This window comes from Actinoplanes sp. NPDC049668 (assembly GCF_044465445.1).
Taxonomy (GTDB): Bacteria; Actinomycetota; Actinomycetes; order Mycobacteriales; family Micromonosporaceae; genus Actinoplanes.
This window is the reverse complement of the sequence record NZ_JBITLR010000003.1, coordinates 451847-463998: the sequence shown is the minus strand read 5'-3', so window position 1 is coordinate 463998 and position 12152 is coordinate 451847. Positions and strand designations below refer to the sequence as shown.

Annotated in this window: 14 protein-coding genes; 5 read left to right on the top strand and 9 right to left on the bottom strand. The window is 72.6% G+C overall.

Features of this window, described 5'->3' with window-relative positions:
* The first annotated feature begins 12 nt into the window (after nucleotides 1-12).
* Together ACIBSW_RS14845 and ACIBSW_RS14840 are read left to right on the top strand one after the other, a co-directional pair.
* Complete coding sequence (locus ACIBSW_RS14845; RefSeq protein WP_354717015.1) at nucleotides 13-264, top strand: type II toxin-antitoxin system prevent-host-death family antitoxin; 252 nt, start codon at nucleotides 13-15, stop codon at nucleotides 262-264.
* Nucleotides 261-635, top strand: a complete 375-nt coding sequence (locus ACIBSW_RS14840) for a type II toxin-antitoxin system VapC family toxin (protein ID WP_354717016.1) — start codon at nucleotides 261-263, stop codon at nucleotides 633-635. The genes ACIBSW_RS14845 and ACIBSW_RS14840 overlap by 4 nt, the downstream gene beginning before the upstream one ends.
* A 2-nt stretch (nucleotides 636-637) precedes the next feature.
* Here ACIBSW_RS14840 and ACIBSW_RS14835 read toward each other — a convergent pair whose 3' ends face one another.
* Nucleotides 638-1561, bottom strand: coding sequence for a LysR substrate-binding domain-containing protein (locus ACIBSW_RS14835; RefSeq protein WP_354717018.1), 924 nt, complete (start codon nucleotides 1559-1561; stop codon nucleotides 638-640).
* Between the two features lie 179 nt (nucleotides 1562-1740).
* On the opposite strand from ACIBSW_RS14835, the gene ACIBSW_RS14830 reads away from it, so the two are divergent.
* The 3 genes from ACIBSW_RS14830 to ACIBSW_RS14820 are packed head-to-tail and all read left to right on the top strand — an operon-like array spanning nucleotide 1741 to nucleotide 5065.
* The gene (locus ACIBSW_RS14830; RefSeq protein ID WP_354717289.1) at nucleotides 1741-2385 is read left to right on the top strand and encodes a succinate dehydrogenase cytochrome b subunit; all 645 of its coding nucleotides are present in this window, start codon (nucleotides 1741-1743) and stop codon (nucleotides 2383-2385) included.
* Between the two features lie 2 nt (nucleotides 2386-2387).
* Nucleotides 2388-4322, top strand: coding sequence for a fumarate reductase/succinate dehydrogenase flavoprotein subunit (locus ACIBSW_RS14825; protein ID WP_354717019.1), 1935 nt, complete (start codon nucleotides 2388-2390; stop codon nucleotides 4320-4322).
* Nucleotides 4322-5065 carry a succinate dehydrogenase/fumarate reductase iron-sulfur subunit gene (locus ACIBSW_RS14820; protein ID WP_354717020.1) on the top strand — a complete coding sequence of 248 codons (744 nt, stop codon included), beginning with the start codon at nucleotides 4322-4324 and terminating at the stop codon, nucleotides 5063-5065. The genes ACIBSW_RS14825 and ACIBSW_RS14820 overlap by 1 nt, the downstream gene beginning before the upstream one ends.
* A 5-nt stretch (nucleotides 5066-5070) precedes the next feature.
* On the opposite strand, the gene ACIBSW_RS14815 is transcribed toward ACIBSW_RS14820, so the two are convergent.
* The 8 genes from ACIBSW_RS14815 to metF all read right to left on the bottom strand — a co-directional run bounded on the left by ACIBSW_RS14815 (nucleotide 5071) and on the right by metF (nucleotide 12147).
* Nucleotides 5071-5697, bottom strand: a complete 627-nt coding sequence (locus ACIBSW_RS14815; protein WP_354717022.1) for a TetR/AcrR family transcriptional regulator — start codon at nucleotides 5695-5697, stop codon at nucleotides 5071-5073.
* A gap of 100 nt (nucleotides 5698-5797) precedes the next feature.
* The gene (locus tag ACIBSW_RS14810; protein ID WP_354717024.1) at nucleotides 5798-7021 is read right to left on the bottom strand and encodes an MFS transporter; all 1224 of its coding nucleotides are present in this window, start codon (nucleotides 7019-7021) and stop codon (nucleotides 5798-5800) included.
* 77 nt (nucleotides 7022-7098) lie between these two features.
* Nucleotides 7099-7599 (bottom strand): hypothetical protein, encoded by a 501-nt coding sequence (locus tag ACIBSW_RS14805; protein WP_354717026.1) that lies wholly within the window; start codon nucleotides 7597-7599, stop codon nucleotides 7099-7101.
* Nucleotides 7600-7695: 96 nt separating this feature from the next.
* Complete coding sequence (locus ACIBSW_RS14800; RefSeq protein ID WP_354717028.1) at nucleotides 7696-9282, bottom strand: MFS transporter; 1587 nt, start codon at nucleotides 9280-9282, stop codon at nucleotides 7696-7698.
* Between the two features lie 47 nt (nucleotides 9283-9329).
* Complete coding sequence (locus ACIBSW_RS14795; RefSeq protein WP_354717030.1) at nucleotides 9330-9809, bottom strand: MarR family winged helix-turn-helix transcriptional regulator; 480 nt, start codon at nucleotides 9807-9809, stop codon at nucleotides 9330-9332.
* A gap of 91 nt (nucleotides 9810-9900) precedes the next feature.
* Nucleotides 9901-10344: an HNH endonuclease gene (locus ACIBSW_RS14790; RefSeq protein WP_354717032.1), complete on the bottom strand. Its 444-nt coding sequence runs from the start codon at nucleotides 10342-10344 to the stop codon at nucleotides 9901-9903.
* A 223-nt stretch (nucleotides 10345-10567) separates the two neighbouring features.
* Entirely contained in the window at nucleotides 10568-11236 is a 669-nt protein-coding gene (locus ACIBSW_RS14785; RefSeq protein ID WP_354717034.1) for a CDP-alcohol phosphatidyltransferase family protein, read from the bottom strand.
* Nucleotides 11233-12147 carry a methylenetetrahydrofolate reductase [NAD(P)H] gene (metF, locus tag ACIBSW_RS14780; RefSeq protein WP_354717036.1) on the bottom strand — a complete coding sequence of 305 codons (915 nt, stop codon included), beginning with the start codon at nucleotides 12145-12147 and terminating at the stop codon, nucleotides 11233-11235. The genes ACIBSW_RS14785 and metF overlap by 4 nt, the downstream gene beginning before the upstream one ends.
* Nucleotides 12148-12152: the final 5 nt, after the last annotated feature.

The window sequence follows — 12152 nt, the reverse complement described above, 5'->3', positions numbered from 1 at the left end:
GGGGACGGAGCGATGTCAGAGGCGGTTCACTACAACATGCATGATGCCAAGACTCACCTGTCCCGCATCATCGAGCGGGTGGAACGGGGCGAAGAGATCGTCATCGACCGGGCCGGCATTCCCGTGGCACGCGTCGTGCCACTGGTGCGCCGGGTCAACCGGACTGCCGTCGGCTCCCTTGCCGGGCGGCTGGACCTGTCGGGCGACTGGGATTCACCGCGCACCAACGCCGAGATCGCCGCGGACTTCGGCCTCGGCGAATGACTCTGCTGCTCGACACCCACATCGCACTGTGGGCCATCACCGGCGACGCCGCCCTCGGCGAGGAGTTCCTCGACCGGCTACGCCACGACCCGGACATCTTCCTTTCTCCGGTCAGCCTGTGGGAGATCACCATCAAGCAGGCGACCGGGAAGCTCGCCGGCCCGGCCGGTCTCGCCGAGCAGGTGCGGGACATGGGCTTCAGTGAACTACCCGTGTCCCACGTCCACGCGATCGCGGCCGGCCGGCTCCCACCTCATCATCGTGATCCGTTCGACCGGATGCTGGTGGCGCAGGCGATCACCGAAGGCTTCACGCTCGTCTCCCGGGACGAGTCGATCGCGCTGTACGACGTGGACATTCTCAAGGTGTGACGCTAGAGGGGCTGGACGCCGATCGGGAGTTCGCCGGTGGCGATGTGGTCCAGCAGGGTCGCGCGCAGCGCCTCGGCCGCGTGCGGGAGCACCGCCCGGCGCCGGTGTGCCAGCGCGATCGTCCGGCGCATCCCCGGCGGCGCGAGCGGCGTCGCCCGTAGCAAGGGCCGGTTCACCAGCACCATGCTCGGCACCAGCGCCATGCCCAGCCCGGCCTCGACGAACGCCAGCACCGCGTCCATCTCGCCGCCCTCGACCGCGAACCGGGGCGTGAAGCCGGCGCGCCGGCACGCCTCGAGCGTCACGTCCCGCAGGTCGTAGCCGGGCCGGAACATCACCAGCGGCTGGTCCCGCAGCTCGTCCAGCTCGAGCTGCACCCGCGGCGTCGGCGGCGGGCCGGCGCGGACCGACGCGACGACCAGGCTCTCCTGCAGCAGCGGCGCGGTGTGCAGGGACTCGTCGACGCCGTGTTCCGGCTGGACGATCAGGGCCAGGTCGAGGTCGCGGGCGAGCAGGTCGGCGATCAGGTCCTGCGAGCTGCCCTCGTTGACGTGCAGCTCGATGTCCGGATGCTCGGCGCGGAACCGGTACAGCACCGTGGGTACCAGCGACGAGCAGAGGCTGGGCGTCGCGCCGACCCGGACCCGCCCGCGGCGCAGGCCGACGATCTCCTGCACCGCGTCCCGGGCGGCGTCCGCGTCGGCGACCATCCGGCGCGCGAGGGGCAGCAGGGTCTCGCCGGCGGCGGTGAGCCCGACAGCGCCGCGGGCGCGCTCGAAGAGCGGCGCGCCGAGCGACTCCTCGAGGGTGTGAATCTGCTTACTTAAAGTCGGCTGTGAGACGCCCAAGGAATCCGCAGCATGGGTGAAATGCCGGGTTTCTACTACTGCTAGGAAGTATCGGAGCTGCTGGAGCTGCACTTCCATAGCCTACAGCTATGACGAGTCGCTCAATCATGCATTAGACGAATCACCCAATGCTTCTTACCGTCCCAGGTGTGGCGGTAGACATCAGCACTCCAACTCCAAAGGTGACGTTGCGACCGGCGAAGAAGGCGACGCCGGCCGCCGGGGCCCGTCGCGGCGGCGCACGGTCCTCGATCGCGCTGAAGATCCTCATGGCCGTCACCGGCCTGCTGCTCGTGGGCTTCCTGTACGCCCACATGATCGGCAACCTGAAGATCTTCTTCGGCGCCGAGACGTTCGACCACTACGCGCACTGGCTGCGCACCATCGGCACCCCGCTGCTGCCGCAGGACTGGTACCTCTGGCTCCAGCGCGGCGGGCTCACCTTCGCCGTGGTCGCGCACATCGCCGCCGCGACCGTCCTGGCCCGCCGGGCCCGCAAGGCGCGCCCGGTCCGCTACGCGCACCGCCCCAAGATCCAGGGCAGCTACGCCGCCCGGACCATGCGCTGGGGTGGCGTGATCATCCTGCTGTTCGTCATCTTCCACATCCTCGACCTGACCACCGGGACGCTGAACCCGGTCGGCGACCGGCAGCACCCGCACGCCAACGTGGTCGCCGACTTCGCGCCCGACCGCTGGTACGTGACGCTCTTCTACACGCTCGCCATCGTGGCCGTCGGCTTCCACCTGCGGCACGGCCTGTTCAGCGCGGTCCGCACCCTCGGCCAGCGCACCGCCCGCGGCGAGCGCATCGCCCGCGGCGCCGCCCTGCTGCTCTCCGTCGTCCTGGTGGTCGGCTACCTCTCGGTGCCGTTCGCCGTGCTCACCGGATTGGTGGACTGATCATGACGTTCTGGAACGACGGCGAGGACATCGCCGACACCGCCGCGCCCGACGGACCGATCGAGACCCGCTGGGAGCGTCACAAGTTCGCCGGCAAGCTGGTCAACCCGGCCAACCGGCGCAAGCTGAGCGTCATCGTCATCGGCACCGGCCTGGCCGGCGGCTCGGCCGCGGCGACCCTCGCCGAGGCCGGCTACCGGGTGCGCTCCTACTGCTACCAGGACAGCCCGCGGCGGGCGCACTCGATCGCCGCGCAGGGCGGCATCAACGCCGCCAAGAACTACCGCAACGACGGCGACTCGATCCACCGGCTCTTCTACGACACGGTCAAGGGCGGCGACTTCCGCGCCCGCGAGTCCAACGTGTACCGGCTCGCCCAGGTCAGCGTGAACATCATCGACCAGTGCGTGGCGCAGGGCGTGCCGTTCGCCCGCGAGTACGGCGGCCTGCTCGACAACCGCTCGTTCGGCGGCACCCAGGTGTCGCGCACGTTCTACGCCCGGGGCCAGACGGGCCAGCAGCTGCTGCTCGGCGCGTACCAGGCGATGGAGCGCCAGATCGGGCTCGGCAACATCGAGATGTTCGCCCGGCACGAGATGCTCGAGCTGGTCATCGTCGACGGCAAGGCCCGCGGCGTCGTCGTCCGCGACCTGGTCACCGGCGAGATCACCACGGACCTCGCGGACGCCGTCGTGCTCGCCTCCGGCGGGTACGGCAACGTCTTCTTCCTGTCCACCAACGCCAAGGGCTGCAACGTCACGGCGAGCTGGCGGGCGCACCGCAAGGGCGCGCTGTTCGCGAACCCCTGCTACACGCAGATCCACCCGACCTGCATCCCCGAGTCCGGCAGCCACCAGAGCAAGCTCACCCTGATGAGTGAGTCGCTGCGCAACGACGGCCGGGTCTGGGTGCCCAAGCGCCGCGAGGACTGCGGCAAGCCGGCCGCCGAGATCGCCGAGGACGACCGCGACTACTACCTGGAGCGGATCTACCCGTCGTTCGGCAACCTGGTACCCCGCGACATCGCGTCGCGCGCGGCCAAGAACGTCTGCGACGAGGGCCGCGGCGTCGGCCCCGGCGGGCTCGGCGTCTACCTGGACTTCGCCGACGCGATCGACCGGCTGGGCCGCAAGGCCGTCGAGGCCAAGTACGGCAACCTCTTCGAGATGTACCAGCGCATCACCGGCGAGGACCCGTACGAGGTGCCGATGCGCATCTACCCCGCCGTGCACTACACGATGGGCGGCCTCTGGGTCGACTACAACCTGCAGTCGACGATCCCGGGCCTGTTCGTGATCGGCGAGGCGAACTTCTCCGACCACGGCGCCAACCGGCTCGGCGCGTCCGCGCTGATGCAGGGCCTCGCGGACGGCTACTTCGTGCTGCCGAACACCATCAACAACTACCTCGCCGCCGGCCCGTTCGAGAAGATCGACGAGAGCCACGAGGAGGTCGTGGCGGCGCGCAGCCAGGTCGAGGACCGGCTGGCGAAGCTGCTCGCGGTGAACGGCGACCGCACCGTCGACTCGTTCCACCGCGAACTCGGCCACATCATGTGGGAGTACTGCGGCATGGAGCGCACCGAGGAGGGCCTGACCAAGGCCATCGGGCTCATCCGCGGCCTGCGCGACGAGTTCTGGACCCGGGTGAAGGTGCCCGGCACCGGCGAGCAGCTCAACCAGAACCTGGAGAAGGCCGGCCGCGTCGCCGACTTCTTCGAGCTCGGCGAGCTGATGTGCATCGACGCCCTGCACCGCGCCGAGTCGGCCGGCGGCCACTTCCGCGCCGAGAGCCAGACCCCGGACGGCGAGGCCATGCGCCAGGACGACGAGTTCAGCTACGTCGCGGCCTGGGAGTACGGCGACGAGTCGCCCACGCTGCACAAGGAGCAGCTCAACTTCGAGTACGTCCACCCGAGCACACGGAGCTACAAGTAATGGACATCCAGGTGCGCGTGTGGCGCCAGCAGGGCCCCGACGACAAGGGCCGCATGGTCAGCTACGACGTCAAGGACATCTCGCCGGACGCCAGCTTCCTGGAGATGCTCGACGTCCTCAACGAGAAGCTGATCCTCGACGGCGACGACCCGGTGGCCTTCGACCACGACTGCCGCGAGGGCATCTGCGGCGCGTGCAGCATGGTGATCGACGGCGTGGCGCACGGCCCGGAGAAGGCCACCACCACCTGCCAGCTGCACATGCGCCACTTCGCCGACGGCGACACGATCGACGTCGAGCCGTGGCGGGCGGCGGCGTTCCCGGTCATCAAGGACCTGGTGGTGGACCGGACCGCGTTCGACAAGATCATTCAGGCCGGCGGCTACATCTCCGCGCCGACCGGAACGGCGCCGGACGCGCACGCCACCCCGGTGCCCAAGCCGGACGCGGACGCGGCGTTCGAGGCGGCCACCTGCATCGGCTGCGGCGCCTGCGTCGCGGCCTGCCCCAACGGCTCCGCAATGCTGTTCACCGCGGCCAAGGTCGCGCACCTCGGCCTGCTCCCCCAGGGTCAGCCGGAGCGGGCGAGCCGCGTGATCGACATGATCGAGGCGCACGACGACGCGGGCTTCGGCGGCTGCACCAACGCCGGCGAGTGCACGACGGTCTGCCCCAAGGGCATTCCGCTGACGCTGATCGGCCGCCTCAACAACGACTACCGCAAGAGCCTCGGCAAGAAGTAGGCCGGCTACGAATCGACCCCGCCGATCGCCGAGTAGAAGAGGGACGTCAGCGTCTCGATCGCCTCGGCGTCGGAGAGGTCGCGACCGAGCGCCGAGCCCTGTCCCGACTGCCACATCGCGGCGAAGGCCGGCATCAGCGTGGTGAAGGCCGTCGCCACCACCACCGGATCGCCGGGCAGCCGCAGGCCGGCCTCCCGCGCGCGGACCAGGTGGTCGGCGATGTGGTGGATGTCGGGTTCGACCAGGGCCCGGGCCCGCTCGGCGAAGGACTCGTCGACGGTGGCGGCCTGCTGCAGGGCACCGAGCAGCGTGCGGTGCTCGGAGTAGAAGTGCCAGTAGCTCGCCACGTGGTAACGCACCGCGTCGCGGTCGCTGAAGTCGTCGCCGTGCCGAGCGTCGGCCGCGGCCGCGTCGCCCTGGGCGAGCAGGTCGGTCAGCAGCGCCTCGAGCAGGGCCTCCTTGTTGGCGAAGTGGTTGTAGAACGACCCCGCCGCGCGGCCTGCCTCGGCGGTGATGTCGGTGATCTTCGCGTTCAGGTAACCGAGCCGGTCGAAGACCCGCACCGCGGCGGCCTTGAGCTCGGCCTCGGTCTGCGCGGCCCGCTCCCGGCGCACCCCCGCACCCGCCGCCATCCGGCCCTCCTCAGCTCTCGCCGGAGGCTATCAGCCGGCCGTTCACGGAGCCTTTCGACGTGGCGCGACCGGCAGCTCCGGGCCTCGGTTGAATTCCAGATCACCGCGCGGGCTCGGCATCCCGGTCCGGCTCGGCGGCCCGGTTCGGCTCGGATCCAGGGAAGGGCACGCCGGACGGGATCCGGCGGCGGGCGACGAAGATCGCTGCGGCCAGGCAGCCGGCGGCGCCGATCAGCAGGGCGGGGCGGGCGCCGAGGTGGACGGCGGCCGCGCCGAGCGGGGTCGCCAGGGCGATCGGGCCGAACATCGCGGTGTTCGCCGTCGCCGACACCCGGCCCAGCATCTCCCGTGGCGTGTGGGTCTGCACCGCGGTCACCGCCGCGATCAGCGTCCACGGCAGGCCGATGCCGCCGATCACCGCGCCCACCACCAGCGCCGGCCACCAGGGCAGGCACCGGGCCAGCAGGCCGGCCGCGAACAGCGCCGCGCCGGCCACCGCGACGAACACCACCCCGCGCCGGGCGATCACCCGGCCGGCCACCAGACCCGCCACGATGGACCCGGCGCCCTGCGCGCTGAGCAGCACCCCGAGGAACGTGGCCGCCAGGCCCAGGTCCGCCGTCACCACCTGGAACTGCGCGGCGGTCGCGAAGCCCGACGTCGCGATCGCGACCGCGGCCAGGGCGACGGTCCAGCGCAGCAGCGGGGTGCCCGCCAGCACCGCCAGCCCGGCGCGGACACCGCGCTCGCGCGGCGCACCGGCGATCACCGGCGCCGACCGCAGCCGCAGGGCCGCGTACAGGGCGGCGACCAGGACCGGCATCGCCGCGCTCAGCGCCGCGACCGCCGGGCCGCCGCGCCAGGCGTAGAGGCCCGCGCCCGCGAGCGGGGCGATCAGCTTCATGCCCTCCTGCGCGCTCGAGCGCCAGCCGTTGACGTCGCCGAGCTCACCCGGCGGCAGCGCGGACGGCAGCAGCGCCGACTCGCCGGCATCCAGCAGGACATAGCTGATCCCGTACGCGGTGGAGACGCCGAAGATCAGCCAGGTCTGCGCGGGCGAGCGGACCGCGAACAGGCTCAGCAGCGCCGCGGCGAGCAGCAGGTTGGTGGCGACCATCAGCGGGCGGCACGGCACCCGGTCGAGCAGCCCGCCGAGCCACGGCCCGGCCAGAGTCGGGGCGTAGACGCAGAGCCCGGCCAGCGCGGCGAGGCTCGCCGACCCGGTGAGGTCGAGGATCCAGATGCCCGCGACCAGGGACATCGCGCTGCTGCCGAAGCCGGACAGCAGGGAGATCGCCACGAACAGGACCGCGTTGCGCCGCATTCCGCCCCCAGGATTGAGTCGAAGTGACTCACATCCTGGAAGTTGAGCGAATCCGGCTGCAAGAGCCGGACGTTTTGTCAATGATCCGTTGACAGTGCCTGCCGGAGGCCGTCGAGGGCGACGCGGACGTGTCCGGGCAACCGGTCCGCCGCCACCCGGTCCAGGTCGGCGGCGGCCTGCTCGGCGAGGGCGAAGAGTCCGCCGGGCGGGGCGTCGAGCGCCGTCGCGACCGTCGCGCGCACCAGGGCGGCGCGGGTGAAGCGGGCGTCCCAGCGGCGGTCGGCGGCGATGCCGCGGTGCAGGTCGCCGACCGCGACGCGGAGGATCACGATGCTGTGTGCGTACCGGAGGTCCTGGTCGTGGCGGCGCGAGCGGGCGGCCGCGATCAGGCGCTGGCGGCGCTGCTCGGCGGCCTGGCGGCTGGCCAGGCCGAGCGCGGCGGCGACCTGGACCCACGTCGCGCCCGCCTGGCGGGCCCGGTCGATCAGCTCGAGCTCGCGCTCGTCGAGGCGGGCCCGCGCGGCGCCGATCTCCGCGAGCCGCCCGAGGTCCGGAGCCGGCGGCGCATCCTCGGTCACGGCGTCAACAGTACGTTGACATGACCGAGGATGCGGGCCGCGCTATCCCGGGCTTCAATCCCGCGCGCTGTTGACGGGCGTCGAGGCGGGCCCGCGCTATCGGGCGCCTGTCTCGCACGCGGCCTTGGACAGCGTCGCGGCGGGCACCCGTCCCGCGCCAGCAGCCTCCGCGCCCGCCGCCTCCAGACCAGCGGGCTCTGCGCGAGCGGCCTCAGCGCCAGCGGCCTCCGCAGCGGCGGTGGGCGGTTGAACATCCGGCGCCGTTCCCGGGCCTCCGCCTGGGATCGCGTCCACTGGCGACGGCGGGCGCGACCGCAGCAGGGCGGTGATGACGGTTGCGGCGGCCACGAATGCCGCGGCGGTGAGGTAGGCCCGGCTGTAGCCGTCGCGCAGGGCGGCGACCTCGCCCGACCCGGACGCCAGGCTCGCGTCCGTGACCCGGGCCGCGACGACCGCCAGCACCGCCAGGCCCAGCGCGCCGCCGGCCTGCTGCGCGGTGTTGGTGAGCCCGGAGACCAGCCCGGTCTCGCGCGGCTCCGCACCGGCCATCGCCAGCATGATGATCGCCGGGATGACCACGCCGATGCCCAGGCCCATGATGATCAGCGACGGCAGCACGTCGGTCGCGTACCGAGCGTCGGCCGGCGCTCGGGCCAGCAACGCCAGGCCCGCGGCCAGCACGCCGAGCCCGGCCAGCAGCACCGGGCGGGCGCCGAACCGGGCGATCACCCGGGGCGCCACGAACAGCGACAGCACGCCGATCACGATCGGGGTGGGCAGGAACGCCAGGCCGGTGCCGATCGAGTCCAGGCCGAGTACCCGCTGCAGGAACAGCGCGTTCACGAACTGGAAGCCGATGCCGGTCGCGAAGATCAGCACCACCGCCGCGGTGGTGCCCAGCAGCCGACGGCGGCGCAGGATCCGCAGCGGGACGAGCGGGCTGCGGGCGTACCGCTGGCGGACGAGGAAGCCCGCGACCAGGAGCAGCGCGGCCACGCCGTACCAGAGGCCACCGTCCACGATGGCGTACACGCCGAGCGACAGGCCCAGCGTGATCAGCGCCGCGCCGCTTGCGTCCAGGCCGCCGCGCGGGCCGGACCCCGCCGCGCCGGGCACCACCCGCAGCGCCGCGACCAGCACGGCCACACCGATCGGCACGTTGACCAGGAAGATCCACGGCCAGCCGGCGGCATCGGTCAGCAGGCCGCCCGCGACGAAGCCGAGGGCGGCGCCGCCGGCCTGGGTGAAGCTGAACACCCCGATCGCCCGCGCCTGCGCGGTGGGCTCCGGGTAGAGCCCGACGATCAGCGAGAAGATCACCGCGGACGCGAGCGCGCCGCCGACGCCCTGCACGAAGCGGCCGCCGACCAGCAGCGGCGCGGTGGTGGCGAGGCCGCAGAGCAGGCTCGCCGCGGTGAAGACGACCAGCCCGACGAGGAACACCCGGCGGGCGCCGAAGAGGTCGCCGAGGCGCCCGGCGAGCAGCAGCAGCCCGGCGAAGCCGATCAGGTAGCCGTTGACGACCCAGGCGACGCCCGTCGGCGAGAAGCCCAGGTCGGCCTGGATGGCGGGCACGGCGACGGCAACGATCGTGCTGTCCAGCACGATCATCAGCGCCATCGCGCAGAGCACGGCGAGCGCGGCGGCGCGCCGGCGGTCACGAGACGGTACGGAAGCAGCCATGATCCGACCGTAGCAGATAGTCCGCTTGCAGACTATCTACTTGCCACCTACTGGGCGGGCTGCCGGGCGCGGCGCACCGGCCGGGGCCCAGGATCGGCGCCCTCGCCGACCAGCCGGACCAGCGCCGCCACGAAGGCGTCCCGCTCCGACTCGGGCAGGGCGCCCAGCGCCTCGGCATGCACCCGGTCGACGATCCGCTGCCCCTGCAGCGCCGCCGCCCGGCCCGCCTCGGTCACCGCGATGATCCGGGCCCGGCGATCGGTCGCGGACGGGCGGCGCTCGGCCAGCCCGCGCCGCTCCAGGTCGTCGACGGTGCCGACCATCGTCGTCTTGTCGAGATCGGAGAGGGCCGCGAGCTGGATCTGGGTCCGCTCCTCCTCCAGCGCGTGCAGGAGGACGCACTGCATGCGGGGGGTCAGATCGACGTCGGCGAGCGCGGCGGCCAGCCGGTTGGACAGGGCGTGGCCGGCCATGTTGAGCAGGCCGGTCAGGTCGCGGACGGTGCGCTCGGGCGCGGCGGAGGACATGCCCGAACGATAGCGCGGGATCATCCCGTACCGGATGGTTTCGCTGATGGACGACCGACGGACCCCCGTGTGAACCCGCCGGCCGTCGTCCTCAGCGCGCGGCCAGCGCCGCCCAGCCGGGCGCAGTCGGCGCCCGGCGCAGCGGCATCCGCGCCTCCGCCGGCGTGCGGTCACCCTTGCGCTGGTTGCAGCGCCCGCAGGCCGCGACGGTGTTGAGCCACGTGTTGCCACCGCCAGGCGAGCGCGGCAGGACGTGGTCGATGGTGGACGCCGCGCCGCCGCAGTAGGCGCAGGTGCGGCCGTCGCGGGTCAGCACGCCGCCGCGGGACCAGGCCGGGCCGCGGCTGTGCCGCCAGCGGGTCACCACGTAGCTGACCAGCCGGACGACGGTCGGGATCGGGAAGACGCCGATGCTGGCGTCCGGCCGCGCCTCCTCGACGACCGCCACCTCGCGGAACAGCATGCGGATGGCGTGCCGGACGCTGACCCGGTGCAGCGGCCCGAAGTCGGCGTTGAGAACCAGGACCACACTCATCGCGGCCACCTCCCCCTGTTCCCGTACACGCGAAAGCCGCCCGCCTCCGAGCATGGAGACGAGCGGCGACCGGCGTGCGCGCAAGGCGTCAGCCGGGGCCCGCTGCCCCATTCCCGTACCGGTCGGCCGTCACGTGATCTCCCTTGGTTCCGGTGATCCGGAACACGTCGTTGGTGAAGAAGGTAGGTGCGGTGGCCATCGTGGACAACTGAATAAAGATCGGTCAGCGGGACAGCTCGGCGCGTACCGCGGCAGTCAGCTGCGCGAGGCCGGCCAGACCCAGCGCGGCCCAGGCGACGGCCGCCGCGACGATCACCGTCGGCGCCCATGCCGGGTGCGCGAGGCCGGCGAGGCCGGCGATCAGCAGGCCGCACGCCGCCACCGACACCCGGGTGGGCCGCTCGCCCAGCGTCACCACGCCCAGGCCCGGCATGCCGCCGGCGGCGGCCCGGGCCCTGATGTACTCGTGCAGCCAGCTCACCGCGCCGCCGGCCACGACCAGCCAGCCCGGCGCGCCCGCGATCCAGAACGCGGTGAGCCAGGCCAGCTCGCCGAGGCGGTCGGCCACCGAGTCGTAGACGAATCCGAGGCGGGAGGTACGGCCGGTGACCACGGCGACGGCGCCGTCGAGGCCGTCGGCGCCGGCCGCGAGCAGCACCAGCAGGGCGCCGAGGAGCAGCCCGGCGGGGCCGAGCAGGGCGGCGGCGGGCACGCCGAGGCAGAGCGCCAGCCCGGACGCGGTGACGGCCGACGGGCCGACGCCGAGCCGGGCGAGCAGGACGCCGCCGCGGTAGGCCAGCCGGATCCAGCCGCGTACCAGCGGGGTGGCGCGGTCCGGGTCGAAGCCGCCGTGCAGCCCGGACCAGGCCGTGGCGAACTCCTGCCAGGTCACACCGGGACGTTGGCGGCCAGCCGCTGCCACACCTCGCGGGTCGCCGTCGAGCGGTTCATGGTGATGAAGTGGATGCCGGGCACGCCCTCGTCGAGCAGCCGCTGGCACATCTCGCCGCACAGGTCGATGCCGAGCCGGCGTACGCCGTCCGCGTCGTCCGCGATGCGCTCGAAGCGGGCCTGCAGGGCCCGCGGGAACGGGGCGCCGGAGAGCTGCGCGGCCCGAGTGATGGTCGCCATTCTCAGGACGGGCATCACACCGGGCACGATGGGCGTGTCGCAGCCCGCCGCGGCCACCCGGTCGCGCAGCCGCAGGTACTCGTCGGCCTCGAAGAACATCTGGGTGATGGCGAAGTCGGCGCCGGCCCGGCACTTGCGGATGAAGTTGCGGGTGTCCGTCTCGACGTCGGCGGAGCGCGGGTGCTTGTAGGGGAAGGCCGCGACCCCGACGCTGAAGTCGCCGGACTCGCGCAGCAGCCGCACCAGGTCCTCGGCGTAGAGCACGCCGTCGGGGTGGCGCACCCACTCGCCCATCGGGTCGCCGGGCGGGTCGCCCCGGACCGCGAGCACGTTGCGGATGCCGGCGCCGGCCAGCCGCCCGATGACGTTGCGCAGCTCGGCGACGGAGTGGCCGACCGCGGTCAGGTGCGCCATGGGCAGCAGCGTCGTCTCGGTCGCGACCCGCTCGGTCACCGCGACGGTGGTGTCCCGGGTGCTGCCGCCGGCGCCGTAGGTGATCGAGACGAAGTCCGGGCGCAGCGTCTCCAGCTCCCGGATCGTCTGCCAGAGCAGCTGCTCGCCCTCGCGCGTCTTGGGCGGCATGAACTCGAAGGAGAACGTCGGATCCGGACGACGGATGAGCTCACCGATCGCCGGAGACGTCGGTAGCCGCGAAGGAAGTCCGAGAGACACACCAA